The following is a 25038-nucleotide window of genomic DNA, read 5'->3' on the forward strand; positions in this document are numbered from 1 at the left end:
GCGATTTTGAAAGGACATAACCGTGACGATCCAGAGGAACTGGCAAGAACTGATCAAGCCGACCAAGCTGGAGATTGTTTCGGGCAGCGACAACGCGCGCGTGGCCTCGGTAGTTGCCGAGCCGCTTGAGCGCGGTTACGGGCTTACCCTTGGTAATGCTCTTCGTCGCGTGCTGCTGTCGTCGCTTCAGGGCGCGGCAGTTACCGCTATCCAGATCGACGGCATTCTGCATGAATTCTCGTCGCTTCCTGGCGTGCGTGAAGACATCACCGATCTCGTTCTCAACGTGAAAGAAATCGCGTTGCGGATGGGCGGCGAAGGCCCGAAGCGTCTCAATCTCTCCAAGCAGGGCCCCGGTGCCGTTACCGCTGGCGACATCAAGGTCACCGGCGATATCGAAGTGCTGAACCCTGAACTCGTGATCTGCCATCTCGACGATGGCGCCGAGATCAACATCGAGTTCACCGTCGACAACGGCAAGGGCTATGTTCCTGCCGACAAGAACCGTCCTGAAGATGCGCCGATCGGTTATATTCCGGTCGACTCGCTGTTTTCGCCCGTTCGTCGCGTCAGCTACAAGGTCGATGCTACCCGTGCAGGCGAAAGCCTGGACAAGGACAAGCTGACCCTGCAGATCGAAACCAATGGCGCCGTGTCGCCCGAAGATGCTCTGGCTTACGCCGCGCGCATCCTCCAGGACCAGCTGTCGGTGTTCGTGAACTTCGAAGAGCCCAGCAAGGAAAAGGCACAGGATGCCGTTCCGGAACTGGCCTTCAACCCGGCTCTGCTCAAGAAGGTCGACGAACTCGAACTTTCGGTACGCTCGGCCAACTGCCTCAAGAACGACAACATCGTATACATCGGCGACCTTATCCAGAAGACGGAAGCCGAGATGCTGCGGACCCCGAATTTCGGCCGCAAGTCGCTCAACGAAATCAAGGAGGTCCTGGCACAGATGGGGCTTCATCTCGGAATGGACGTTGCAAATTGGCCACCCGAGAATATCGATGACCTCGCCAAGCGCTACGAAGATCATTATTGATCTTTGCGCTGCCAAGCACTTTAGGAGACCACCATGCGCCACGGTAATTCCGGCCGCAAGCTCAACCGAACCGCCAGCCACCGCAAGGCGATGTTCGCAAATATGTCTGCCGCGCTGATCAAGCACGAGCAGATTGTCACTACGCTTCCCAAGGCAAAGGACCTCCGTCCGATCGTCGAGAAGCTGATTACCCTTGGCAAGCGCGGCGATCTGCATGCGCGTCGCCAGGCGATTGCCCAGATGCGCGACGAAGGCCAGGTTGCCAAGCTTTTTGCAGTGCTTGGCCCGCGCTACAAGGAACGTCAGGGCGGCTATCTCCGCATCATGAAGGCTGGCTTCCGTTACGGCGACAACGCTCCGATGGCCGTCATCGAGTTCGTTGACCGCGACGTCAACGCCAGGGGCCTCGATAGCGGTCCGGTCCAGGTCCGCGACGAAGACGAATACGAAGCCGCATAAGCTTCGTTCAACACCAGATTTGAAACGGCCGCGGCTCACCCCGCGGCCGTTTTCGTTTGTGTGGATTGGGAAAGCCAGTTTCTAGAAACAAAAATCCCCGCCGGAGCGGGGATCTGTAGGCTTGTGAGTTAGTCGGCTTATTCCGGCTGCTGGTCTTTGCCGGTGTAGGCTTCGTCAACCCAGTATTGGTCGCGGCGGTCGAAGCCGTTGAAGGGGGTCAGCGAGGCCTGGGTGTAGGCGCCCATCAAGCCAAACTCGATCCAGTCGTCTTCGTCGATATCGGCCGGCAGGGTAAACACTTGGGGCAGCACGTCGTAGCTGTCGCAGGTTGGGCCCCAGACGGTGAATTCGGAGAACTCCGCGTCATTGTCGTGCACGCGCGGGCCGCGCCAGACGCGTACCGGCGGGGTGAAGTGCATGAACTTCACTTCCATCAGGCTGCCATAGGCGCCGTCGTTGACATAGACCGACTGGCCGCCGCGCTGATGCTTTACACGCAGCAGCAGCGAGGTCGACGAGGTTACCAGCGCCCGGCCGGGTTCGATGATCAGCTCGGGCTTGTTCTTGTCGCCGAAGTGGTCGGATACGGCAGTCGAGATGGTTTCGAAATAATAGTCTATCGGCGGCGCTTCACTGGTCGGGTAGGGGGCCGGATAGCCGCCGCCGATATTGAGGCGCTTCAGCTCTATGCCGGATTCCTCGACGATGCGGGCTGCCGCAGCGATGTGGCGCTCGTAGGCATAAGCGTCTTCGCACTGGCTGCCGACGTGGAAGCAGAGGCTTGGGGTAAAGCCCATGGTCTCGACAGCGGTGACGATTTCGGCCGCGCCCTGTTCCATGACGCCGAACTTGATGCCGAAGTCGTACGACTTCAGCGCCTTGCCGGCCTTGAAACGCGTGGTCACTTCGACGTCGCGCGATGGCGATACCACGGCGGCGAGCTGGTCGAGCTGCTGGGGATGGTCGATGGTGAAGGAGCGGACGCCGAACTCTTCATAGGCCCGCGCGATTTCGCGCTTGGACTTGATCGGATTGTTGTAATGCATCGCCGCGCCCGGCGCATTGTCGCGCACCAGTTCCATTTCGACGTTGGAAGCGACGTCGAATGCCTTGAGGCCTTCGCGGTGTAGCTGGGCGATCACATGCGGCGAGGGGTTGCACTTGACGGCATAGGTCAGCAGCCCGTCAAAGCCCTTCTTGAACACCTTTGTGGCCTTGTGAAGCTCACGTTCGGAGAACAGGAAAGCCGGGAAATCCGGGGCTTCGGCCGCGATCAGCGCGGAGGTGTTCGAGTAAACGTGCTTCGGCTCGGTGGTCATCGACGACTGGCCTTTCGGGCTGGGGATGCGTGAAAAGAAGCGCTGCATATAGGGCCACGTGTCCCCCGGCGCAAACAATTATTTGGCCGCAAAATACGACGATCCGATGACGGTGTTTTTGCGGGTGAAAGCCTTGGACTTCCGGGCGTTAATCCAGTTGCACGTCCGGCAGTTCCATCGATGCCAAAGCGCTGATTGACGCGGTACGCCAGTCCTTCAGACCGCCAATGAAATCGCTCGCCAAATCGCCGTAGGCGCGACGGCTGATGGCATAGAGCACGAAGCCTTCGCCATAGGGCACGTAGCGGTAGGCGTTCCACTCGACGATGATGGTCCCGGTGCTGCTGTCGCTGACCAGGAAATCGAGGATCAGCTCGCCGGTCGCGTCATTGGCCACCATGGCGTAATTGACCACCGGATCGTTCGCCTTGCGCTCTTCGAGGCCGGCAATCACATCGGCTGCCGTAGTTTCGGGCGTACCGCCTTCGGTCAGCACGTCGACCATGAACATCTGGTTGTAGGCTTCGACGGTCTCGCCCTCGGGCAGGTATTCCTGCTTGAAATAGGCCGGGAATGGATGGCTGGTCCAGGCGAGGGCGAAGTCGGTTTCCTGAAAGCTAATCGGACCCGGAATGCCTACGGCGTCTTCCTGCCCAAAAGCGGGCAGGGCGAGGGTTGCGATTGCCACAAGGGCGGCAGCGAGGCGAAACAGCGACATTGAGGTGCTCCAGATTGGTATCGAATAGACCGCAGTTTCCCGACGCTGGCAAACGACTTCATCACTATGTCGTGTCGGAGGCTTCCGCCATTATCAAGCCTCAGTCCGGGCGCCTGCCTCTGCGGCGATTTGATCTGGAGGCTGGATAAATGAACCTGCGCCCGCTGCTGTTTGCCGGCGTTGCCGTGGCCGTTCTTGCCATCGGTGGCACCCTGGCTTTTGCGCCCTGGAATGCTCCCAGCGTGGCGCAGGCCGATACGGTCGTCGTGGCTCCGCCCGAGCCGCGCCAAGTCCCCGGTAGCGATACCCAGGTCAAGCTGAGCTTTGCCCCCGTGGTGAAGGCCGTCGCGCCGTCGGTGGTCAATGTCTATGCCACCCGTATCGAGCAGCAACAGGCGTCTCCCTTCGCCAGCGATCCATTTTTCTCCCGCTTTTTCGGCAATGGCCAGTTCCAGAGCCGGCCGCGCGAGTCCCGCGCGCTGGGTTCGGGCGTCATCGTCGATGCCGGCGGGGTCATCCTGACCAATCGCCACGTGATCGAGGGCGCCACTGACGTTCGGATCGCGCTGTCCGATGGCCGCGAGTTTGCCGTCGATGTCGTTATCGAGGATGCCCAGACCGATCTCGCAGTCCTACGCGTGCGTGAGCCCGGCGATACCAGTTTCCCCTCCATCACTTTTGCCGATAGCGACGCCCTGCTGGTCGGTGACCTCGTGCTGGCCATTGGCAACCCGTTCGGTGTCGGCCAGACCGTCACCAGCGGCATCGTCTCGGCTCTGGCGCGTACCGGCGTCGAGAGTTCGGACTATGAGTTCTTCATCCAGACCGACGCGGCGATCAATCCCGGCAACTCCGGCGGCGCCCTGGTCGATCTCGACGGGCACCTCGTCGGCATCAACACCGCCATCTTCTCCCAAACAGGCGGCTCGGTCGGCATCGGCTTTGCTATCCCGGCCAACATGGCCGAGTTGGTCGCCAAGGCCGGCATCAGCGGCAGCGAAATCGTCCGCCCATGGTTCGGCGCCAAGCTCCAGACCGTAACGTCCGATATCGCCTCAAGCCTTGGCATGGCCGCGCCGCAGGGTGCCCTGATCTCCGAAGTGGCCCCCGACGGCCCAGCGGCCCGCGCCGGCTTTGCGGCCGGAGATGTAATCCTTTCGATCGACGGTTTTGCCATCGAGGATCCCAGCGCCTTCAACTTCCGCCTCGCCACCAAGCCAATCGGCCAGGCGACGGCACTGGAGCGCCTGCGCGGCAATGACACATCCACGGTCCAGTTCACCGTCGAGCCGGCGCCAGCGGCCGGCTCAGACATGCTGGCGACCATAACCGGAACCTCCCGCTTCGCCGGCACCAGCGTCCGCCAGATCGATCCAGCCCTCGCCGAAGCTAAAGGTCTCCCCTATGACGCCAAGGGCGTCATCGTCACCGCCCTCGACCCCGGCTCAGCCGCCGCCCAGATGGGGCTCCATATCGACGACGTCATTCTGTCGCTGAACGATGTGGCCATAGACACGGCGAAAGCGTTCTCCGACACCGCCAGCCAGCGTGCGCGGACGTGGCAGATTATCTTGCAGCGGGATGGAAGAGTTAGCCGCAGCATTGTGAGTGGGTGAGGGAAGGGTAGCCAGAAGGAAGAACACCCCCACCGAGCCTCCCCCTGAAATGGGGGAGGAATCTGGTCGGTGATTATCCGAGATTGTGCCAAAACCCGATGGTGTCTCTCCCCCTCATCAGGGGGAGGCTAGGTGGGGGTACCCCAACAAAGACTCTTCCTATCTCCCACCCCAAATCCTCCGTTTCGCCTTTTGACCGCCCCCGCAATCGGCTAAACCCAATCCATGTCCGATCTCTTCTCCGCCGATCCATCCGAAGCCGACAGCGCCCGCCCGCTGGCTGATCAACTCCGCCCGCGCACCCTCGACGAAGTAATCGGCCAAACCCACTTGCTCGGCCCCGATGGTACCTTGCGCCGGATGATCGCCAGTGGCCGGCTCGGCTCGCTGATCCTGTGGGGTCCGCCCGGCACCGGCAAGACCACGGTTGCTCGCCTGCTGGCCGCCCAGATCGACTACACCTTCGTGCAAATATCGGCGGTGTTTTCAGGCGTCGCCGACCTCAAGAAGGTTTTCGAGAAAGCCCGCTTCGAACGTTTGAGTGGACACAAGACTCTGCTGTTCGTCGACGAAATCCACCGCTTCAACCGGGCCCAGCAGGATGGTTTTCTACCGGTGATGGAAGACGGCACGGTGGTGCTGGTCGGCGCCACCACCGAAAACCCGAGCTTCGAGCTCAATGCGGCCCTGCTATCGCGCAGCCAAGTGCTGCGCTTTGAGTCGCTAGGCCTCGAAGACCTCGAAAAACTGGTGCAACGCGCCGAGGAACTGACCGGCGCGACGCTGCCACTTGAAGAGGAAGCGCGCCACACGCTTCTCACCCTCGCCGATGGCGACGGTCGCGCCCTGCTTGGCCTTGTCGAAGAAGTGCTCGCTTCAGCCAAGGAGGGCGAAGTTCTCGATGCGGCAACCATGCTCACCGTCATCCAGCGCCGCGCCCCGATCTATGACAAGGCGCAGGACGGCCACTACAACCTGATCTCCGCCCTGCACAAGACCATCCGCGGTTCTGACCCCGATGCGGCGCTATACTATTTTGCGCGCATGCTCGTAGCCGGCGAAGATCCGCTGTTCCTTGCCCGCCGGCTGATCCGCATGGCCTCCGAAGACATCGGCGAGGCCGACCCACAGGCGCTGCCCCTGGCCGTCGCCGCCCGCGATGCGTTCCAGATGCTGGGATCGCCAGAGGGCGAACTGGCGCTGGCGCAAGTGGTGGTGCACCTGGCGCTTGCGCCCAAATCCAACGCCGTCTACACCGCCTTCAAGGCCGCCATGAGCCTTGCCAAGGAGACCGGCTCGCCGATGCCGCCCATGGTCATCCTCAACGCCCCAACCAAGCTGATGAAGGGTTCGGGCTACGGCGAGGGCTATATCTACGACCACGATCTCCCGGACGCCTTCTCCGGCCAGGAGTATTTCCCCGAAAAACTCGGCCGCCAGAAGTTTTATGAACCGGTAGAGCGTGGCTTCGAACGAGATTTGAAAAAACGCATCGACTATTTCGAGCGCCTTCGCGCGAGCAGGAAGGGCGAGGAATAGTCTCTGCATAATGCGACCCGCAACCACCGGGTTCACCCTCCCCCTTGAGGGGAGGGAGCGAGATAGGACTTTTCCCTTCGCTAAGTCCGTAATCGAGTAGGGAGGGGGTTCTGAGCCATCCAGGAACTCAAAGCTCTTGGATCGCGCGGAACCCCCTCCCTTGATGCTTCTTCACTCAAATCGCTCCACTGGAGCGATTTGTCCCTATGGGCTCGTTCGAAGCCCTCAAGGGGGAAGGTGTCGACTGAAATTTAGAGGCACAAGCATGTATCCCTTCCTTCTCGTCGGCATTGGTGGCGCTCTGGGTTCAATGAGCCGCTATGGTGCTAGTCTTGTCATCTCCCGCATGTGGCCGACCGGCTTCCCACTCGCCACACTGCTGATCAACATCATCGGCTCCACCGCCATGGGCCTGCTTATCGGGCTGCTGCCACGCCTGATGCCCTCCTTGCAGGAGGAAGCACGCTTGCTGGTTGCAGTGGGTATTCTGGGTGGTTTCACCACGTTTTCTGCCTTTTCGCTCGATACAATCGTGCTTATAGAGCGCGGCGAACTGCTGTTGGCTGGCACTTATGTGCTGTTGTCGGTTGTGATTTGCCTCATTGGGCTTTATCTCGGGCTTTTGGTGACCCGAGGCGTAGCATGAGTGGCGTTCAACAGCGGCAGGTGAATGACGACGAAGACGGTATGCGTCTCGATCGTTGGTTCGCCACGCATTTCCCCCAGCTCGGCTTCGGCCGGCTGCAAAAGCTGATCCGCAATGGCGAGGTCAAGGTCGACAAGGCCAAGGTAAAGACCGACAGCCGGGTCTCGGCCGGCCAGACCGTGCGTATTCCCCCGATCGACGATCCCGATTTCGTCAAGCCGGTTCAGCTCGACAATCGCGACGCCGAATTCCTGCGCAGCCTGATCCTCTATGAGGACGAAGACATCTATGTCTTCAACAAGCCGCATGGCCTCGCCGTGCAGGGCGGCAGTGGTCAGACGCGCCATCTCGATGGCATGCTGAAAAGCCTGCCCAACAAGAAGGGCGAACCGCCCCGCTTGGTGCATCGCCTCGACCGCGACACCTCAGGTTGCCTCGTCGTCGCCAAGACCAAGCAGGCCGCCAGCCATTTCGGAAACGTGTTCCGCTCGCGTTCGGCCCGCAAGATCTACTGGGCCATCGTTGCCGGCAATCCACATCCGCAGCAGGGCGAAATCTCCTGCTTCCTGGCGCGCCAGAGCACCGACGATGGCGAGCAGATGGTCGTGGTCCGCAACGGCGCCCCGAACGCCCAGCATTCGCTGAGCTATTATTCGACCACCGACACAGCCAGCAAACGCTTTGCCTGGGTCACGCTGAAGCCGGTCACCGGCCGCACGCACCAGCTGCGCGTCCATATGGCCCAGCTCGGCACGCCGATCATTGGCGACCCACGCTATTTCAACATCGAGAACTGGCAGGGCGCGCCTGGTCTGGCAGAAGGCTTGCACCTGCATGCTCGCCGCATTGCCATTCCGCTGCGCAACGGCAAGCGCCTCGACATTTCGGCGCCGCTCCCGCCCCATATGCGCGCCAGTTTCGAAACGCTGGGCTTTGATCCCGACCGCTATGATGTGAGCGGCGATCCGGAGGACGGCGTTTGAAACTCGTCGTCTTCGACATGGATGGCACGCTGATCGATACCCAGGCGTTGATATCCGAGCACATGGCAACGACGTTTATCGGTGCCGGGCTCGACGCGCCGACGCCGGAGCAATCGCGCCAGGTGATCGGCCTGTCGCTGCCCATCGCCTTGGCTCGCCTCGCCCATACCGACGATGCCGTGCTGATCGACAAGCTGGTCGAGGATTATCGGGGGCATTACCGCAGCTCGCTGCTGACAGATGGCGACCGCGAAGGGCTTTATCCCGGCGCTGTGGAGGCTTTGAACGCTCTGCGCGGCTTGGACGAGGTCGTGCTTGGCATTGCCACCGGCAAGGGCCTGAACGGCGTGCATCGCATCCTTGCCCTGCATGGCCTGACCAATCACTTCGTCACGCTTCAGACACCCGACCACAATCCGTCCAAGCCGCATCCCGGCATGCTGGAGACGGCGATGCGAGAAACTGGCGCCACTCCAACTGAGACCGTGATGATCGGCGACACGACCTTCGATATCGAAATGGGCGTCGCCGCCGGCTGCCGGACCATCGGCGTCACCTGGGGCTATCACGAGCCGCGCCAACTGATCGCCATCGGCGCCGATACCATGATCGACCGCTACGACCAGCTCGTTGGTGCGGTTGGCAAACTTCTGGACTGAGACATGCGCGACCAGCTCGACGAAATCCAAAAGCACCTCAACGACGGCTATGGCCGAGCCCAGCAGCTTGACAAGGTCGAACTGCCCAAGCGCTTCTACAAGGATATCGGCGTTTCCCCGGTCGATGGGGGTTTCGTCGTCACCCTCGATGGCCGCCAGACCCGTACGCCGGGCCACAAGCACAAGATCACCGTGCCGTCTGCCGCCATCGCCACCGCCATGGCCGAAGAATGGTCGGCGCAGGGCGAGTTCATCGACGCCACCACCATGCCAATGGTGCGGCTGATCAACTCGGCCGTCGAGAGCGGCGAAGACATGATCCCGGCGTTTCGGGAGGAAGTGCTGAAGTTCGCTGCCGGCGACCTGCTACTCTATCGCGCAGACACGCCGCAAGAACTGGTGGCCAAGCAGGAGGCCGTTTGGGACAAGGCGCTGACGACGCTGGCGCGGCACTTCGGGGTTAGTTTTCAGCCGACGATGGGGATAATCCATCAGGCACAGCCCAAGGCGACGCTGGACCGGTTGGCTGAGTCGCTGGATGCGGAAAATCTACTCACGGTGACAGCACTGGTTTCGATGACTGGCCTGACAGGTTCAGGGCTGCTCTCCATCGGCCTGCTGCACGAATTGTTTTCGCCCGACCAAGTCTGGGACGCGGCGCATGTCGACGAGGATTACCAGATCGGCCATTGGGGCCAGGACGAGGAAGCGGTGCATCGCCGCGCCAAGCGCCGGGCCGAGTTCGACACGGCTGTCGCGGTCGTCGAGGCGCTTCGCCCCTAGTGAGGATTGCGTGACACTTCAGTTACCCAAGCGCTAACGTGGGGGGCTATTTCTTCCAACGGAATCAACACGAAATCGCGCTCGTGTGCAAAGGGGTGCGGCAGGGTCAGGCGGGGGGTTTGCACCTCGACCCGGTCGTAGGCGATGATGTCGATATCGATCAGCCGCGGACCCCAAACCTCATGGCGCACCCGCCCCATATCGAGTTCGATCTGCAGCACAGAGTCGAGCAATTCCAATGGCTTGAGCGCGGTCTCTAACTCGACCGCCATGTTGGCAAAGTCGGGCTGGTCAGTCTTGCCCCAAGCCTTGGTGATAGCCACACTCGACCGTTTGCTGATGTGGATATCTTCATGCGCCTCAATCCGGCGCAAAGCCTCGGCCAGCTGAGCCGCCGGATCGCCCAGATTGGCTCCGAGACTAAGCCAAGCCCTTGAAGTCATGAAGTTTTCCGCTGCCGATGCAGCTCGATCCCTGCTTCGCCGCGCACCATGGCAATCGGCGCCTCAGGCTTGCGAATGCGAATAACAATCCAGTTAACGCTTTGAAATGTCTCGAACAATTTCTCGACGATGTTGCCCGCCACGGCCTCCAGCAGCTTCATCCGCTGGGTCTCGAAGGCCGCTTTCACCACATCATAGATGTCGGAGTAGGATATCCCCGTGCTGAGGCGGTCGGTGGCGGCAGGCTCGGAGAGATCGACGCCCAGTTCGAGGTCGATGAAGAATCGCTGGCCGAGCGTGGCTTCCTCGGCGAAGACGCCGTGATAGCCGTAAAAACCCAAGTCCTTCAGGATGATACGGTCGCCCGTGAATGCTCCGGCCATGCGCTACCCCAGTTCTGCTGGCGGACCATACAGCGTCGCCTGCGCCACGCGAAGGGCATCGCGGTTGGCGCGCACCTCGTGGACGCGAAAGATATGCCCGCCCCCCATGTACCCGAGTACACTCGTCGCAATGGTCCCGGCGAGCCGCTCATCCGGCTGATTTTCCAGCAGCCTGCCAATCATGGATTTACGCGAAGTGCCGACGAGGATCGGGAAACCGCCAGGACGCACCGCGGATAGCTGGCGCAACAAATCGTAGTTCTCCTGCAGGGACTTACCAAAACCGAAGCCGGGATCGAGGATGATCCGATCCGGACTTATCCCCGCCTGCTCAGCCAGTGCGATACTGCGGGAAAAATACGCCGCCATGTCATCGAGCAGCGGCACGCCGCGATCACGGTCCTTCTGCCAGTGCATGATGATGACCGGCACGTCATGCAGGGCTGCGACCTCAGACATTTCCGGCGCGCCTTGCAGGCCGTGGACGTCATTGATGATCGATGCGCCGGCCTGAATAGCCTGATCGGCCACCAGCGGCTTGTAGGTATCGATGGAGATTGGCGTGGTGATGCCGGCAGTCACCAGCGCCTGGATTACCGGCATGACCCGATCGAGTTCCTGCTGTACGCCGACTGGTTCGGAGCCGGGGCGGGTGCTTTCGCCGCCGATGTCGATGATGTCGACACCCTCCGCGATCATCTGGCGGGCACGGGCAACCGCGGCCTCTACCAGATTGTGCTGGCCGCCGTCGGAAAAGCTGTCGGGAGTGACGTTGAGAATACCCATGATCAGCGGTGTCTCGCCCAGGATCAGGGCAGGTCGGTTGGGCAGGAGGATGCTGTGAGTGGTGTGCATGGATGAGGTCTACTGCGAAAACGCCGCCCTGTATTGCCTTGGCGTGGTGCCTTTGAGGGATTTGAACTGGCGATTGAAATTGGCCAGCGAGTCATAGCCGACTTCGCCGGCGATCTGGCCGATGGGCAGGCTGCTAGAAGACAGTAGCGCACAGGCGCGACCGATGCGCAGGCGGATCAGATATTGGCTGACGGTCTGGCGGGTGTGACGCAGAAAAGTCCGATGCAGGCCGGAGGGGCTGAGCGCCGCGATGTCGGAAAGTTCAGTAATGGTAATGGGTTGGGCGAAGTGGTTGTGAATATGATTCAGCACACGATCAATGCGGCCGCGATCGGCTGAGGCTGGTGCCAGTTCCGGCGCAGTGGCTGAGAGCGGAATTGCCTCGCGGTCTTTAGCCAGCGTGTTGAGGATGGAAACGAGGCCAAGAAAGCGTTCGACCGGCGGCTGGGTGAACAGGTGCTCCACTGCTGGCCGGATTTCACCAGCGGCTGCGTCAGAGAACTTCAGCCCGTTGGCGGCGCGGCCAAGCATGGCGGCGACCGGGCGCAGTTCGGTATTGGCGGTAAGGCGCTCGGCCCATTCGGGCAGGAACCACATGACCAGCGCGGTGTGGGACAGGTTGTCATTAGGTCGATCCAGCGAGTGCCAAGTGTGCGGCAGGTAGGGACCGATCAACACCAGATCGCCGGGCTCATAGCGGCCAATGTGATCGCCGATGAAGCGCTGGCCGCTGGAATTCAGCGTCAGGGTCAACTCGAACTCCGGATGATGGTGCCACTGGAACGGAATGCCGTCATCCAAGCGACGGTTTAGTGTCGCCCAGGAGGCGTCCTCGTCTGCGGTGAGATGTTCCAGATAGGACTTCATGTGGCGTCGGTAGCTCTCATTGCGCCAGAATAGTATCAATATTCGCCAGCCTTGAGCAAGATGCTCATGCCGAACGCGCCTAGTGTCACTCCATCAGCGAGCCCCAAGGGGGACGGCACATGGGAGAGAGACATGCAGGCGACGACCAAGCGAGACAGCCATCCGACGACGCAAGTTGTGACAACCCAGCTCAAGGATATCGTCAAGAAACTGCCGCTGCGGGTGCTGAGCCCGGAGGACTGGGAGCACTGGGTGACCCGGGGCTACGTGATTGTGCGCGGTGCGGTTCCGCCGGAAAATGTCGAGCAGCTCACGGCTTTACTGTGGAAATTTGATGAAAAGAATCCGGCAGACCACAGCACCTGGTACGCGCCGCAGCGCCGCGATCACCTCATGAAAGAGCTCAACGGCACTGGCATGGTGGAAATCTACAACCACCAGTTTTTGTGGGATAATCGGATGGAGCAGCGCATCTATGATGCGTTCGTCGATATCTGGGATATCGAAGAGCTGTGGACCAGCATCGACCGGGCCAACCTCAATGTGCCCAAGAGGCTGCATGGCAATCCGAACGGCTTCATCCACTGGGACAGCGACACCTCGCTCGATCCGCTGCCGATCGGCGTGCAGGGGGTGCTCAGCCTCGTCAAGCAGGACGGCGATGTCGGTGGCTTCCAGTGCATTGCCGAGCTGTTTTATGACTTCGAGAACTGGGTAAAAACCCAGCCAGCCGCCCGCGACCCGATGCACCCCGATACCACCGGGCTCAAGATAACCAATATCGAGATGGAGCCGGGCGACCTGATGATCTTCAACACGCTGCTAGCCCATGGCGTGCGGCCCAATCACTCCAAGGACCGGGTCCGCATGGCGCAGTACATCTCGATGTACCCGGCCGACGAAGGCAACGTGGCCGAGCGCACCGAACGCGTGCGGCTATGGCGCGAACTAGACCATCCACAGCGTGATGCCTTTCCGGGCGATCCGCGCGAGTGGGAAAAGAAGCATGCGAAGACGGCGGAGCTGACGGAGTTGGGCGAGAAGTTGCTGGGGTTGAAGGACTGGCATTAAGGGCAGTCAGCTTTAGGCAATTATGGTTCGACGCGGGCGTCCCTCGGATAATCTCCGGGGGACGCTAAGATGGGCGGTGGCCTTCGACGTTCAAGCGGCCTTCTTCACCTTGGCCACCCGTTTGCGCGCTGGCTTGATGGTTGCGGCGCCTGCGGTGGCAATCTCCGCCAATGCCTTGAACCAGTATTGTTGGCCTTGTCCGGACGGCGAGCCATCGGCTTCCCACATTTCATAGGCACGGCGTTTTACCTGGTCTTCCATCGGTAACCTCACGCTGACTGGTACAGTCAGACTGCCCCAACATGGTTGCCGGAGGGTAAACATGTCGATTCTGTCGAGGGGAGACGGCAAGCCCTAAGCGGTCTGCAAATTACCCTCGACAGGCGCCGGTCCCGATCCCTTCGGAAACGTCAGCGCAACCAGCGCCGCCGCAATCCCGATCCCTGCCGAACTCACATACAGCCAGTGATAATCCCCGAACGTATCGAACAGCCAGCCGCCGCCGACCGGGCCGAACGCCATGCCGATGCTGGAGGTCATGACGATACCGCCCAGCACCGTGCCCATTACCCGGGGGCTGAAATACTCGCGCGCCAGCACCGAATACAGCGGCATCACCCCGCCATAGGCCAGCCCCAGCACCGCCGCCAGCATGTAGAACTGGCCCAGTTCGCCGATATAGATGTAGCTGTAGATACCGACGGCCTGCAGAACGAGGCCGCCGACGATCACGCGCTTGACGCCGATCCGGTCGGCCAGCAGACCAAAGATCAGCCGTCCGAACAGTCCCGCCAGTCCCTCAACGCTATAGATGCTGGCCGCCGCGATCGCCGAGGCGCCGCATAGCATGGCATAGCTCACCGTATGGAAGATCGGCCCGGAATGCGCCGCGCAGCATAGAAAAAACACCCCGGCGGGCACGATGAACTTGGGTTGCCGCATCACCGACAAAACGGAGGTGCTCTGTGCCGGAGCCGCCACCACGCCGGCCTGTGGCGCTTCTTCGACCGCCGCCGGTGGGCGTCGCACCAGCAGGCCCGTCGGCAGGATGATCATGGTGGCGACGAGCGCCGTTGTCATCATCGCGTTGCGCCAGCCCATTTGCTCGATCAGCACAGTGGCCAGCGGCGTCATCACCATGGGCGCCACGCCACCGCCCAGCGACACCAACGACACCGCCAGGCTCCGATGCTTGTCGAACCAGCCGAGCACCGTCGCCATCAGCGGCGCAAAGAATGCTCCACCAGACGCGCCGACCAGCCCCCCATAAGCGATCTGGAACACCAGGATGTCATTGGCCCGGCTGGCTATGAACAGGCCCAACCCCAACGTTACCGCCGCGATGAGCACGACCGGCCGCGCACCGACCCGGTCGGTCAGCGTACCCCACAAAAACCCCGCCACACCCATCACGATGAAGCCGATCGTCATGGCGCCGGATATGCCGGCGCGAGTCCACCCGGTGTCCTCGGCCATGGGTTGCAGATAGACCGGCAGGGCGAACATCGCGCCCATTGCCACACAGGTAATCACCGCGCCCGCGGCAACGATGACCCAGCCGTAATTCCGTTCCATTTGACAGATGCCCTCCGCTATCCTGCCCTATAGACGAGGCGGCGCTGCCGAGATCGACATCGCCATGGAATTTTCCTGGCAATAATATGCGCCGGGTTTGCTGGGATGGAAACGGCTGTCAGGCCGCCAGTAGCGATTTCAGTTTTACGTCCGCATCTGCCAGCGACGCTTGCATCGGTCTCGCCTGTTTGGCGATCAGCATTTCGGCCAGCCGGATATCCTTGGCCACGGCGTTACCGACGCCGATGCCGCTGGCGGCCACCAGCCGTCCGTCGGCGCTGATATGGAACAGGATGCTCGCGCCGTTTCCCAGGTCGCGCCTGACTATGCTCGCCCCTTCGTCTGACAGGCCGGCGATCTGCAGGCCCAGCTCATACTGGTCCGACCAGAACCACGGCACGGTGCTGATAGCCTCATTAGCGCCCAGCATGTTGCACGCCGCCAGGGAGCCCTGATCCTGCGCATTGCGCCAGCTTTCGAGCCGCACCCGCCGTCCGCCATAAATCTTCAGCGGAAACGAGCAGCAATCGCCCGCCGCGAATATGTCGGCGTCGCTGGTCGCAAGATGCCGATCCACCGCGATGCCGTTGTCGATTTCCAGCTCGGCTTCCGCCGCCAGCGAAATATTTGGCACCGCGCCGATCCCCACCAGCACGAGATCAGCCTCCACTCGCCGCCCGCTGTTCAGCGCCACCGTCGCCGAGTTTGCGTCGCTGGTAACGCCTGCGATGCCGTCGCCAAATACTAGTTTAACTCCCGCCAGTTCATGCCGCGCTTGGATCTGCGCCGCAATCGCCTCCGGCACCGCCCGCGACAGGAGCCGCGGCAGCGCCTCGATCAGCGTCACCTCGGCTCCACGCGCCCGCGCACTCGCCGCCAGTTCCAGCCCGATAAACCCGCCGCCAACGATCGCCAATCGCCTGCCGGGCAACAACTCGCCCCGCAAGCGCTGTGCATCCTCCAGCGTCCGCAAATAAAAGATCCGCTCACCCTCGACGCCCGGCAGCCGTCGCGGCGATGCACCCGTCGCCAGCAACAGTTTGTCATAGGGCAGGGCCGTACCATCCGCCGTCAGCAGCCGCTTGCCTCCGCGGTCGATCGCGGCAACCTGAACTCCACCGCGGAACCCCACATTAGCCTCGGCCAGCCGCTCCGCCGTGGCGATCGTCTTGGCCGCAAACACCTCCGCCAGCATGCCGTGCTTGCTCAGCGGAGGCCGCTCATAGGGCAGGTGGGTTTCACCCCCCACCAGCGTCACGTCGCCGTCGAAGCCTTGCTCCCGCAATGCCATCGCCGCCCGCGCGCCGCACTCGCCAGCGCCCACGATCACAAAATGCCGTGCCATTACGTCCGCCCCTTCAAACCTCGATGAATACCGCGCCATTCTCGAGCTTCACCGCATACGTCCTCAGGTTCACGCAGACCGGCGCGCCCTTGGCCTCCCCCGTCTTGTAGTTGAACCGCCCATTGTGCTTGGGGCACTCGATGATGTCGTCCATCACCAGCCCATCTGCCAGGCTGATCTGCTCATGCGTGCACAGCCCGTCGGTCGCGTAGTACCGGTCATCGGGGCTGCGATAGATAGCGAACACTTTTCCCGCATGGTCGAAGCGGATCACATCCTCCTCGTCCACGTCATCCGCCCCACAAGCTTCGATCCACTCGACCATTGCTGTCTTCCTCTATTCAGCCGCGACGGCATCGCCGCCATTGTGAAACTCTTCCTTGTAAGGCTGGGCCGTTACTGGCAGCTCGCGCCGCAAGTAGTAATCCTCGTTGCGCAACTGGCGCAGGAACGCCGGGACCATCTCGCGATACCCCGCCCAAATCGAACGGTTCGGCGCCGGCAGGTCGTGCTTGATCATCTCATGCAGCTGCGGCAGCGCGTGGTAGGGCACCATGGGAAACATGTGGTGCTCGACGTGGTAATTCATGTTCCAATAGATGAACCGGCTCACCGGATTCATCAGCACCGAGCGCGAATTCAGCCGGTGGTCGGTCACATTGTCGGCCAGTCCGCCATGCTGCAGCAGGCCGGTCAGCACATGATGCCAGGCGCCATAAAGTCGCGGCAGGCCGACCAGCATCAGCGGCAAAATCGACCCCATCCACAGCGACAGTGCAATCGTCGCCGCGTAGATCGCCAGCCAGATGCGCGCCACGCGGATCACCTTGTGCCGCTCCATTTCGGGGATGAAGCTTGCCTCTTCCTTGCTGATGTTCCCGGCGGCATTGCGCAGCATGTCCCGCACCGCATGGCCTGCATCCAGAATGCCGAAGAAATTAAGCACCACCCGCGCCAGGTCCGGTGGTCGCATCACGGCGATTTCCGGATCGCGCCCGACGATCACGGTATCGGTATGGTGCCTCGCATGGCTCCAGCGCCAGGTCACCGGATTGCGCATGATCATGAAGCAGGCGATCTGGTAGACCGCGTCGTTCATCCACCGCGTCTTGAATGCTGTGCCATGGCCGCATTCGTGCCAGCGCGAATCCGAGGCAGAGCCGTACAGCACGCCATAGGCGATAAACACCGGCACCGCCCACCAGCTGCCCCACAGCAGCACGCCGGCCACCGCCAACACCAGCATGGCGCCGAGCCAGATCACCGTGTCGCGGATCGCCGGACCGTCCGAGCGCTGCATCAGCGCCTTCATGGCCTTGCGCTCTACGTCGCTGTGATACCACTCCGCCGCGGCCAGTCCGTTGGCCAAAGCAGCCTCCGAGCTTTTGCCGAGCAGGGCGTAGTCGCGTGTCACGGATTGGGCCATTCGGTCACTCTCAACGTTAGCAGTCTGCTAGCCGATTGCAGTCCAACAACCGCTAATCCCGTTGCGGAATGCTGGCAATCCAGCGATGATGGTTTCTATCATTCCCGTCATGTGGCCACCCGCACAGATGATGGTTTCTAGCAGGATCATCCATGACCCGCCCCACCGTTGCCGATATCGCCGCCCTGTCGGGCCTCAGCGTCGCCACCGTCGATCGGGTGCTCAATGCCCGCCTGCCAGTGCGGACCGAGACAGCCGAGCGCGTTTTCAATGCAGCGCAACAGCTCGGCTATCACGGCACCGGCCTGATCCGGCGTCGGCTTGAGCAGAGCTTGCCGCACCATCGGTTTGGCTTTTTATTGCAGCGGCCAGATCAGGCGTTCTATCAGGATTTTGCCCGCGCCCTTGAGCACGCCTCCACTGAGCCTACGCAGTATCGCGTGGCTGCGACCGTCGCTTTTCTCCAATCACAGACGCCCGGCGAGATTGCCGAGCGGCTCAAGGATATGGCGAAGCGCAATGATGCGGTTGCCATGGTGGCCGTCGACCATCCCGCCGTAACTGCTGCCGTGGCTGAAGTGCAGACGGCCGGAACGCCGGTGTTCGCGCTGCTTTCAGACTTTGCGCCCGGCGTGCGGCATGGCTATGTCGGCACCAATAATCGCAAGGTGGGGCGGACCGCGGGCTGGCTTATTGCCAAGGCCGCCAATGGCGCCGGCAAGGTCGTCGTGTTCGTTGGCAGTTACCGGTTTCACGGCCATGAGATGCGCGAGATCGGCTTCCGCTCCTATCTGCGCGAGGCGGCTCCGCATCTCACTGTCGTCGAGACCCAGGTCAGCCTTGAGGACGGTGCATTGGCCCATGAAGCGACGCTCGACCTGATCCGGCGTTACCCTGACCTTGTCGCCATCTATGTGGCAGGCGGCGGCACCGAGGGCGTAATCGCCGCCTTGAGGGAGGAAAAACTGGCTGGTCAAATTGCCGTGGTCTGCAACGAGCTCAACCCCTTTACCCATGCGGCTTTGGCCGAAAATGTCGCCACCGCGCTGATCGGGACGCCGCTCGCGATGCTGTCGCGCAGCCTGATGGATTTGATGGCCGGCGCCATTGTCAATCCGCATGCCGACTCGGTCGGACAGACCTTTCTGCCGTTCGATATCCATGTTTCGGAGAATATCTGATCGACGTCAAAGCCTTGTGCTCCATATCATTATGTCTAATTTTGGAATGAACATTCCGTATTGACAGAAATGCGGAACCTGTGTTTCATTTGGCTCAACAAACGACCGGGCGCTTGCAAGCTGCCCGGCGTCACTGAGGAGGGTGCCGATCGTGTCGCTCGATTTCGCGATCAATCATATGGCTGCGCCGCAGCTCAGGCTGGCCGAACTATTCGCGCTAGCGGCAAAACTGGGTGCACCACGGGTCGAGATCCGTAACGACATTTCCGGCAATGCCATGCTTGACGGGACCCCTGCCCAGACGGTCCGCGAGCTGGCCGACGAACATGATGTAACCATCATTTCTATCAATGCCTTGCAGCAGTTCAATGTCTGGTCCGATGCACGCGCTGAAGAGGCCAAAACCCTCGCTGCCTACTGTTCTGGCAGCGGCGCCAAGGCGTTGGTGCTGGTTGCCGAAAATTCCGGCAATGTCCCAGATAGTTCCGCCACCCGTATCGCAAATGCTACCCAGGCACTCACCGCTCTGTCACCAATTATGCGGCACTACGGCATTATCGGGCTCGTAGAATGCCTTGGCTTCAAGACTTGCTCGTTGCGTTCCAAGAGAGAAGCATTGGTCGCCATCGACGCCGCAAATGGTCGTGATGTGTTCCGGCTGACTCATGACACATTCCATCACCATCTGGCTGGCGAACCGGAGCTATTTCCCGAACTGACCGGCCTGGTCCACATTTCCGGCGTCGATGAACGGGACCTTGCGGTTGCTGACATGCGCGACAGCCATCGCCTGCTGGTCGGCTCCAAGGACCGCCTCGACAACCTCGGACAGATCGTTGCCCTGCGCCGCGGCGGCTATTGCGGACCGCTGTCGTTCGAGCCCTTTGCAGAAGAGCTCCGTCATCTTGCCGACCCAGCCGCAGCGCTGCAGCAGTCCATGCAATTCATAACCGAGGGCCTGAGGGCGCGCGCCGCCTAAGGCCGAAACAATTCCCGAACAGGGAAAATCCGGAAAAACGGGGTGCCAACCGGACACCCGCTCTGTGGAGGAGAAACGAAATGAAGAAACTAGCCCTGGCCGCTCTGGCCACGACCATGCTGACCGGCTTTGCCGGCGCCGCCTATGCCGAAACCGTGGGTGTTTCCATGGCGGCGTTTGACGATAACTTCCTTACCGTGCTGCGTAACGGCATGCAGGATTATGCCGGCACGCTCGACGGCGTCGAACTGCAGGTGGAAGACGCGCAGGGCGACGTCTCCAAGCAGATGAGCCAGATCCAGAATTTCATCGCCTCGGGCGTCGATGCGATCATCATCAACGCCGTGGATACCGACGCCACCGCGCCGATGTCGCAGCTTGCGGCCGATGCAGGCATTCCGCTGGTCTATGTCAATCGCCAGCCGGTTAACCTCGATACCTTGCCGGAAAAGCAGGCATTCGTCGCATCCAATGAAGTCGATAGCGGCACGCTCGAGACCAAGGAAGTTTGCCGCCTGCTGACCGAAGCCGGCAAGACCGAAGCCAGCATCGTGGTGATGATGGGCGAACTGTCCAACCAGGCCGCCCGCCAGCGCACCCAGGACGTGCATGACGTGCTCGCCACGCCGGAATGCTCTTTCATCAAGATTTCCGAAGAGCAGACTGCCAACTGGTCGCGCCAGCAGGGCGCCGACCTCGTCACCAACTGGCTGTCGGCCGGTATCGCCTTCGACGCCGTCGTCGCCAACAATGACGAAATGGCCATCGGTGCAATCCAGGCCCTCAAGGCTGCTGGCATAGCCATGGATGCGGTGATCGTCGGCGGTGTTGACGCCACACAGGACGCACTGGCCGCCATGGCTGCCGGCGACCTCGACGTCACCGTGTTCCAGAACGCCGCCGGACAGGGCTCCGGCGCACTCGACGCGGCGCTGGCACTCGCCCGCGGCGAAACCGTGGAACGCGAGGTCTGGATCCCGTTCGAACTGGTAACCCCGGCCAACCTGGCCGACTACCAGAGCAAGAACTGATCTGAAGCGGGGTACCGTTCTGGTACTCCCCACAACCACCGGACGGCACCTCCCCCCTGACGGGGGAGGCTGGGTGGGGGTGTCGTTTGGCCTCTATATCCGGGCCAAACATCCCCCACCCTTGATCCCTCCCCGCAAGGGGGAGGGTGTCGACTGAGAGTTCCGCGACAGCAGTTTTACTGCTGTTTCTGGCCAATGAAACGCCCACAACCGGGCAGGGGAGGCAAAGCAATGGTGAGTCCGCAGACAATGCGTGCGGTCCGCGAAAGCGGGGCTGTTCCCAACGCGCCCTATCTTCTCGAGATCAAGAACGCCCGCAAGGAATTCCCCGGCGTGGTGGCGCTGGACGACGTATCGCTGCAGCTCAGGCGCGGCACCGTGCACGCGCTGATGGGCGAAAACGGCGCCGGCAAATCGACGTTGATGAAGATCATCGCTGGCATCTATGTGCCCGATAGCGGGACCGTTACTTTACGCGGCGTGCCGATCCGGCTGAAGTCGCCGCTCGACGCGCTGGAAAACGGCATTGCCATGATCCATCAGGAACTCAACCTGATGCCGTTCATGAGCGTGGCCGAAAACATCTGGATCCGGCGCGAGCCGCTCACCCGTTTCGGCTTCGTCGATCACCGCCAGCTCAATCGCCAGACCGAAGAGCTGTTCACAAGACTCAACATAGATATCGACCCCGAAGTGCAGGTCTCGACGCTCAGCGTCGCCAGCCGACAGATGGTCGAAATCGCCAAAGCCGTGTCCTATGACAGCGATGTGCTGATCATGGATGAGCCGACTTCGGCGCTAACCGAGACCGAAGTGGCGCATCTGTTTGCCATCATTCGCGACCTGCGGAGCCAGGGCATCGGCATCATCTACATCACCCACAAGATGAACGAGCTGTTCGAGATCGCCGACGAGTTTTCGGTGTTTCGCGACGGCCGCTATATCGGCACCCATTTATCGACCGACGTGACGCGCGACGAGATTATCCGCATGATGGTCGGGCGCGAAATCACCCAGCTGTTTCCCAAGGAAGTCGTGCCGATCGGTGAGGTGGTGCTGTCGGTCAAGGACCTGGCGCTGAACGGCGTATTCTCGGACATTACGTTTGACGTTCGGGCCGGTGAGATTCTCGGCATTGCCGGGCTGGTTGGCTCGGGCCGCTCCAATGTCGCCGAAACTATCTTTGGGGTAACCCCGGCTTCGTCGGGCACTATTTCGATCAATGGCCAACCGGTAGATATTTCCTCGCCCACCGTGGCGATCCAGCACGGCATGGCCTTCATCACCGAGGACCGCAAGGAAACCGGTTGCCTGCTGTCTCTCGACATCCAGGAAAACATGCAGCTTGCCGTGCTGCAGGACAACTACACCCGCTTCGGTTTCGTGACACAGAACAAGCTGAGCGCAGTCTGCGAGGAAATGAGCCAGAAGCTTCGGGTCAAGACACCCAGCCTCGACGAACGGGTGGAAAACCTTTCTGGCGGCAATCAGCAGAAAGTTCTGATCGGCCGCTGGCTGCTGACCAACCCGAAAATACTCATTCTCGACGAGCCGACGCGCGGTATCGACGTCGGCGCCAAGGCCGAAATCCACAAGCTGGTGACCCAACTGGCCCGCCAGGGCGTGGCCGTCATCATGATCTCGTCAGAACTGCCCGAAGTGCTCGGCATGAGCGACCGCATCATGGTGATGCACCACGGCCGCGCCACAGGCATTTTGGACCGTGCCGAGGCCGACCAGGTGAAAATTATGGACTTGGCCGCACGATGACTAACAAATCCAGATATTGCGCGGGGAGGACCCAGCCATGACCACCACTTCCGAGAGCCTCGCACCGCCACGAGTGCGGCGGCGCAAGTTGCCGACCGAATTGTCGATCCTGCTGGTGCTGGTCGGCATTGCTCTGACCTTCGAGTTACTGGGCTGGATATTCGTCGGCCAGTCCTTCCTGATGAACCAGCAGCGGCTGACCATCATGATCCTGCAGGTTTCTGTGGTTGGCATCATCGCCGTCGGCGTGACGCAGGTCATCATCACCGGAGGCATCGACCTCAGTTCCGGCTCGGTCGTCGGCATGACCGCCATGATCGCCGCCAGCTTTGCGCAGAGCGCCGACTGGGCGCGGCCGGTGTATCCAGCGCTGGTCGGATTGCCGGTGTTCATTCCCCTCGTGGTCGGCCTCGCCATCGGAACGCTGGCCGGTGTTATCAATGGCTCGCTGATTTCCTACACCAAAATTCCGCCCTTCATCGCCACGCTCGGCATGATGGTTTCGGCGCGTGGCGTCGCCAAATGGTATACTAAGGGCCAGCCCGTTTCGGGCCTCACTCCGGAATTCAACTTCATCGGCTTCGGCATCTGGCCGGTCGTGATCTTCCTCGGCGTGGCCCTGATCTTCCACATTGCCCTGCGCTACACCCGCTACGGCAAGTTTACCTATGCCATCGGCGCCAACCCGCAGGCCGCCCGTGTTTCCGGCATCAATATCGAAAAACACCTGATCAAGGTGTATGCCATCGCCGGCATGTTGGCGGGCCTCGCTGGCCTCGTCACCGCGGCCCGCGCCCAGACCGCGCAGGCCGGCATGGGGGTGATGTATGAGCTCGACGCCATCGCCGCAGCGGTCATCGGCGGTACCTCGCTGGCCGGCGGGCAGGGGCGCATCACCGGCACAGTAATCGGCACCATAATCCTCGGCACCATGACTTCGGGCTTCACTTTCCTGCGCATCGACGCCTACTATCAGGAGATCATCAAGGGCATGATCATCGTGGCCGCCGTGGTGGCCGACCAGTACCGCCAGCGCAAGCGCAAGAAGGTGTGATTTCCTCTTGGACCTCATGGTGAGCTTGTCGAACCGCGCGGTCGGGCATACCAACATCTAGTCACAACCTCGTCCTTCGACAGGCTCAGGATGAGGTTTACTGAGAACACCCGCGCCGACCCGGCGCATTCTACCGGAGACTACATATGACTGTTCGTTTCGGCCTGCTCGGCGCCGGCCGCATCGGCAAGGTGCATGCCAAGGCCATCACCGCCAGCTCCAAGGCACAACTGGTCGCCGTGGCCGATGCCTTCGACAAGGCCGCGACCGACCTCGCCAGCCAGTATGGCGCCGAGGTTCGGACCGTGGACGCGATCCTCAAGGCATCCGATATCGACGCCGTGGTGATCTGCACCCCGACCGACACCCATGCCGAGCTGATCGAGCAGTTCTCCCGCGTGGGCAAGGCGATCTTCTGCGAGAAGCCGATCGATCTCGACGTCGAACGCGTCAAGGCCTGCCTCAAGGTGGTCGATGCCGAAGGCGCGACGCTGATGGTCGGCTTCAACCGACGCTTCGACCCCCATTTCATGGCCGTGCGCGACGTCATCGAAAAGGGCGAAATCGGCGTGGTCGAAATGGTCACCATCGTCTCGCGCGATCCCGGCGCCCCCCCGGTGGACTATATCAAGCGCTCCGGCGGTATCTTCCGCGACATGACGATCCACGATTTCGACATGGCGCGCTGGTTGTTGGGCGAAGAGATCGAAAGCGTCATAGCCCAGGCATCCGTGCTGGTCGATCCGGCTATCGGCGAGGCCGGCGATTATGACTCGGTTTCGGTCATGCTCTCGACCGCCTCGGGCAAGCACGCGACGATCTCGAACTCGCGCCGCGCTACCTATGGGTATGATCAGCGCATCGAGGTACATGGGTCCAAGGGTGCCGTATTGGCGGAGAACCAACGTCCGGTTTCGATCGAAGTCGCAAATGCGTCGGGTTATACGCGTCCGCCACTGCATGATTTTTTCATGACGCGGTACACCGACGCTTATGCGCGGGAGATCAGCAGTTTTATCGATGCTGTGGAGTCCAAGTCACCGGCCTCGCCGAGCGGGTTGGATGGGTTGATCGCATTGGCCCTGGCCGATGCGGCGCTGACGTCGGTCAAGGAAGGCCGGGCGGTGAAGGTGAGTGACGTGACTGGAGCCCTGGCGGATAAGAGCGTTTTCCAGGGGCGTTGACACGCTCTGGGCGCTCACCAAACTCGGTGTCACCCCGGCCTTGAGCCGGGGCCCATCCCGAGATCGGCGACGGCCGCAAGGTAGCTCGTTTGAACCACCTGGCGGCAGAA

The 25038-nt window shown here is 61.4% G+C and carries 26 protein-coding genes; 15 read left to right on the plus strand and 11 right to left on the minus strand.

Annotated features, from left to right (window positions below):
• Positions 1-16 precede the first annotated feature (16 nt).
• Positions 17-1042, plus strand: coding sequence for a DNA-directed RNA polymerase subunit alpha (locus WH91_RS20595; protein WP_244542363.1), 1026 nt, complete (start codon positions 17-19; stop codon positions 1040-1042).
• Positions 1043-1075: 33 nt separating this feature from the next.
• Positions 1076-1501: a 50S ribosomal protein L17 gene (gene rplQ / locus WH91_RS20600; protein ID WP_046172891.1), complete on the plus strand. Its 426-nt coding sequence runs from the start codon at positions 1076-1078 to the stop codon at positions 1499-1501.
• A gap of 137 nt (positions 1502-1638) precedes the next feature.
• Here rplQ and WH91_RS20605 read toward each other — a convergent pair whose 3' ends face one another.
• The gene (locus WH91_RS20605) at positions 1639-2820 is read right to left on the minus strand and encodes a type III PLP-dependent enzyme domain-containing protein (protein WP_046172925.1); all 1182 of its coding nucleotides are present in this window, start codon (positions 2818-2820) and stop codon (positions 1639-1641) included.
• Positions 2821-2968: 148 nt separating this feature from the next.
• Positions 2969-3538: a hypothetical protein gene (locus WH91_RS20610; RefSeq protein ID WP_046172892.1), complete on the minus strand. Its 570-nt coding sequence runs from the start codon at positions 3536-3538 to the stop codon at positions 2969-2971.
• A gap of 149 nt (positions 3539-3687) precedes the next feature.
• On the opposite strand from WH91_RS20610, the gene WH91_RS20615 reads away from it, so the two are divergent.
• The 6 genes from WH91_RS20615 (at position 3688) to WH91_RS20640 (ending at position 9764) form a co-directional block, all read left to right on the plus strand.
• On the plus strand, positions 3688-5154 hold the full coding sequence (locus WH91_RS20615) for a Do family serine endopeptidase (protein WP_143078110.1): 1467 nt from the start codon (positions 3688-3690) through the stop codon (positions 5152-5154).
• Between the two features lie 225 nt (positions 5155-5379).
• On the plus strand, positions 5380-6693 hold the full coding sequence (locus tag WH91_RS20620) for a replication-associated recombination protein A (protein WP_046172893.1): 1314 nt from the start codon (positions 5380-5382) through the stop codon (positions 6691-6693).
• Positions 6694-6958: 265 nt separating this feature from the next.
• Complete coding sequence (gene crcB, locus WH91_RS20625; protein WP_046172894.1) at positions 6959-7339, plus strand: fluoride efflux transporter CrcB; 381 nt, start codon at positions 6959-6961, stop codon at positions 7337-7339.
• Entirely contained in the window at positions 7336-8322 is a 987-nt protein-coding gene (locus WH91_RS20630; RefSeq protein ID WP_046172895.1) for an RluA family pseudouridine synthase, read from the plus strand. The genes crcB and WH91_RS20630 overlap by 4 nt, the downstream gene beginning before the upstream one ends.
• The gene (locus WH91_RS20635; RefSeq protein ID WP_199533564.1) at positions 8319-8981 is read left to right on the plus strand and encodes an HAD-IA family hydrolase; all 663 of its coding nucleotides are present in this window, start codon (positions 8319-8321) and stop codon (positions 8979-8981) included. Before WH91_RS20630 ends, WH91_RS20635 begins: the two co-directional genes overlap by 4 nt.
• 3 nt (positions 8982-8984) lie before the next feature.
• Complete coding sequence (locus WH91_RS20640) at positions 8985-9764, plus strand: ATP12 family chaperone protein (protein ID WP_046172896.1); 780 nt, start codon at positions 8985-8987, stop codon at positions 9762-9764.
• On the opposite strand, the gene folK is transcribed toward WH91_RS20640, so the two are convergent.
• The 4 genes from folK to WH91_RS20660 are packed head-to-tail and all read right to left on the minus strand — an operon-like array spanning position 9761 to position 12312.
• Positions 9761-10207, minus strand: a complete 447-nt coding sequence (gene folK, locus WH91_RS20645) for a 2-amino-4-hydroxy-6-hydroxymethyldihydropteridine diphosphokinase (protein ID WP_046172897.1) — start codon at positions 10205-10207, stop codon at positions 9761-9763. The two genes, WH91_RS20640 and folK, sit on opposite strands and share 4 nt — an antisense overlap.
• Positions 10204-10590, minus strand: a complete 387-nt coding sequence (gene folB, locus WH91_RS20650) for a dihydroneopterin aldolase (protein WP_046172898.1) — start codon at positions 10588-10590, stop codon at positions 10204-10206. The genes folK and folB overlap by 4 nt, the downstream gene beginning before the upstream one ends.
• Before the next feature lie 3 nt (positions 10591-10593).
• On the minus strand, positions 10594-11445 hold the full coding sequence (gene folP / locus WH91_RS20655; protein WP_052953021.1) for a dihydropteroate synthase: 852 nt from the start codon (positions 11443-11445) through the stop codon (positions 10594-10596).
• Between the two features lie 9 nt (positions 11446-11454).
• Positions 11455-12312, minus strand: a complete 858-nt coding sequence (locus WH91_RS20660) for a helix-turn-helix domain-containing protein (protein ID WP_046172899.1) — start codon at positions 12310-12312, stop codon at positions 11455-11457.
• Positions 12313-12444: 132 nt separating this feature from the next.
• On the opposite strand from WH91_RS20660, the gene WH91_RS20665 reads away from it, so the two are divergent.
• Complete coding sequence (locus WH91_RS20665; RefSeq protein ID WP_046172900.1) at positions 12445-13383, plus strand: phytanoyl-CoA dioxygenase family protein; 939 nt, start codon at positions 12445-12447, stop codon at positions 13381-13383.
• A 90-nt stretch (positions 13384-13473) separates the two neighbouring features.
• On the opposite strand, the gene WH91_RS23840 is transcribed toward WH91_RS20665, so the two are convergent.
• From WH91_RS23840 to WH91_RS20685, 5 genes are all read right to left on the minus strand, one after another.
• On the minus strand, positions 13474-13644 hold the full coding sequence (locus tag WH91_RS23840) for a DUF2934 domain-containing protein (RefSeq protein ID WP_074797465.1): 171 nt from the start codon (positions 13642-13644) through the stop codon (positions 13474-13476).
• Positions 13645-13737: 93 nt separating this feature from the next.
• Positions 13738-14958 carry an MFS transporter gene (locus tag WH91_RS20670; RefSeq protein ID WP_046172901.1) on the minus strand — a complete coding sequence of 407 codons (1221 nt, stop codon included), beginning with the start codon at positions 14956-14958 and terminating at the stop codon, positions 13738-13740.
• Between the two features lie 118 nt (positions 14959-15076).
• A complete protein-coding gene (locus WH91_RS20675) occupies positions 15077-16303 on the minus strand; it encodes an NAD(P)/FAD-dependent oxidoreductase (RefSeq protein ID WP_046172902.1) in 1227 nt (408 codons plus the stop codon).
• Between the two features lie 13 nt (positions 16304-16316).
• Positions 16317-16628, minus strand: a complete 312-nt coding sequence (locus WH91_RS20680; protein WP_046172903.1) for a MocE family 2Fe-2S type ferredoxin — start codon at positions 16626-16628, stop codon at positions 16317-16319.
• A 12-nt stretch (positions 16629-16640) separates the two neighbouring features.
• Positions 16641-17729 (minus strand): fatty acid desaturase family protein, encoded by a 1089-nt coding sequence (locus WH91_RS20685; protein WP_046172904.1) that lies wholly within the window; start codon positions 17727-17729, stop codon positions 16641-16643.
• A gap of 152 nt (positions 17730-17881) precedes the next feature.
• Here WH91_RS20685 and WH91_RS20690 point away from each other — a divergent pair, with 152 nt between their 5' ends.
• From WH91_RS20690 to iolG, 6 genes are all read left to right on the plus strand, one after another.
• The gene (locus WH91_RS20690) at positions 17882-18910 is read left to right on the plus strand and encodes a LacI family DNA-binding transcriptional regulator (protein WP_046172905.1); all 1029 of its coding nucleotides are present in this window, start codon (positions 17882-17884) and stop codon (positions 18908-18910) included.
• Positions 18911-19058: 148 nt separating this feature from the next.
• Positions 19059-19889 (plus strand): TIM barrel protein, encoded by an 831-nt coding sequence (locus WH91_RS20695; protein WP_046172929.1) that lies wholly within the window; start codon positions 19059-19061, stop codon positions 19887-19889.
• An 80-nt stretch (positions 19890-19969) separates the two neighbouring features.
• The gene (locus WH91_RS20700) at positions 19970-20920 is read left to right on the plus strand and encodes a sugar ABC transporter substrate-binding protein (protein WP_046172906.1); all 951 of its coding nucleotides are present in this window, start codon (positions 19970-19972) and stop codon (positions 20918-20920) included.
• Positions 20921-21151: 231 nt separating this feature from the next.
• Entirely contained in the window at positions 21152-22690 is a 1539-nt protein-coding gene (locus tag WH91_RS20705) for a sugar ABC transporter ATP-binding protein (RefSeq protein ID WP_143078109.1), read from the plus strand.
• A 37-nt stretch (positions 22691-22727) separates the two neighbouring features.
• The gene (locus tag WH91_RS20710; RefSeq protein WP_046172907.1) at positions 22728-23744 is read left to right on the plus strand and encodes an ABC transporter permease; all 1017 of its coding nucleotides are present in this window, start codon (positions 22728-22730) and stop codon (positions 23742-23744) included.
• 146 nt (positions 23745-23890) lie between these two features.
• Positions 23891-24928 carry an inositol 2-dehydrogenase gene (iolG, locus tag WH91_RS20715; RefSeq protein WP_046172908.1) on the plus strand — a complete coding sequence of 346 codons (1038 nt, stop codon included), beginning with the start codon at positions 23891-23893 and terminating at the stop codon, positions 24926-24928.
• The last annotated feature ends 110 nt before the right edge of the window (positions 24929-25038 follow it).

The organism is Devosia psychrophila (assembly GCF_000971275.1).
GTDB classification, from domain to species: Bacteria; Pseudomonadota; Alphaproteobacteria; order Rhizobiales; family Devosiaceae; genus Devosia; species Devosia psychrophila.

Coding starts and splice junctions, on each gene's coding strand:
- rplQ (WP_046172891.1), top strand. CDS start 1,076: ATGCGCCACGGTAATTCCGGCCGCAAGCTCAACCGAACCGCCAGCCAC.
- WH91_RS20605 (WP_046172925.1), bottom strand. CDS start 2,820: ATGACCACCGAGCCGAAGCACGTTTACTCGAACACCTCCGCGCTGATC.
- WH91_RS20610 (WP_046172892.1), bottom strand. CDS start 3,538: ATGTCGCTGTTTCGCCTCGCTGCCGCCCTTGTGGCAATCGCAACCCTC.
- WH91_RS20615 (WP_143078110.1), top strand. CDS start 3,688: ATGAACCTGCGCCCGCTGCTGTTTGCCGGCGTTGCCGTGGCCGTTCTT.
- WH91_RS20620 (WP_046172893.1), top strand. CDS start 5,380: ATGTCCGATCTCTTCTCCGCCGATCCATCCGAAGCCGACAGCGCCCGC.
- crcB (WP_046172894.1), top strand. CDS start 6,959: ATGTATCCCTTCCTTCTCGTCGGCATTGGTGGCGCTCTGGGTTCAATG.
- WH91_RS20630 (WP_046172895.1), top strand. CDS start 7,336: ATGAGTGGCGTTCAACAGCGGCAGGTGAATGACGACGAAGACGGTATG.
- WH91_RS20640 (WP_046172896.1), top strand. CDS start 8,985: ATGCGCGACCAGCTCGACGAAATCCAAAAGCACCTCAACGACGGCTAT.
- folK (WP_046172897.1), bottom strand. CDS start 10,207: ATGACTTCAAGGGCTTGGCTTAGTCTCGGAGCCAATCTGGGCGATCCG.
- folB (WP_046172898.1), bottom strand. CDS start 10,590: ATGGCCGGAGCATTCACGGGCGACCGTATCATCCTGAAGGACTTGGGT.
- folP (WP_052953021.1), bottom strand. CDS start 11,445: ATGCACACCACTCACAGCATCCTCCTGCCCAACCGACCTGCCCTGATC.
- WH91_RS20660 (WP_046172899.1), bottom strand. CDS start 12,312: ATGAAGTCCTATCTGGAACATCTCACCGCAGACGAGGACGCCTCCTGG.
- WH91_RS20665 (WP_046172900.1), top strand. CDS start 12,445: ATGCAGGCGACGACCAAGCGAGACAGCCATCCGACGACGCAAGTTGTG.
- WH91_RS23840 (WP_074797465.1), bottom strand. CDS start 13,644: ATGGAAGACCAGGTAAAACGCCGTGCCTATGAAATGTGGGAAGCCGAT.
- WH91_RS20670 (WP_046172901.1), bottom strand. CDS start 14,958: ATGGAACGGAATTACGGCTGGGTCATCGTTGCCGCGGGCGCGGTGATT.
- WH91_RS20675 (WP_046172902.1), bottom strand. CDS start 16,303: ATGGCACGGCATTTTGTGATCGTGGGCGCTGGCGAGTGCGGCGCGCGG.
- WH91_RS20680 (WP_046172903.1), bottom strand. CDS start 16,628: ATGGTCGAGTGGATCGAAGCTTGTGGGGCGGATGACGTGGACGAGGAG.
- WH91_RS20685 (WP_046172904.1), bottom strand. CDS start 17,729: ATGGCCCAATCCGTGACACGCGACTACGCCCTGCTCGGCAAAAGCTCG.
- WH91_RS20690 (WP_046172905.1), top strand. CDS start 17,882: ATGACCCGCCCCACCGTTGCCGATATCGCCGCCCTGTCGGGCCTCAGC.
- WH91_RS20700 (WP_046172906.1), top strand. CDS start 19,970: ATGAAGAAACTAGCCCTGGCCGCTCTGGCCACGACCATGCTGACCGGC.
- WH91_RS20705 (WP_143078109.1), top strand. CDS start 21,152: ATGGTGAGTCCGCAGACAATGCGTGCGGTCCGCGAAAGCGGGGCTGTT.
- WH91_RS20710 (WP_046172907.1), top strand. CDS start 22,728: ATGACCACCACTTCCGAGAGCCTCGCACCGCCACGAGTGCGGCGGCGC.
- iolG (WP_046172908.1), top strand. CDS start 23,891: ATGACTGTTCGTTTCGGCCTGCTCGGCGCCGGCCGCATCGGCAAGGTG.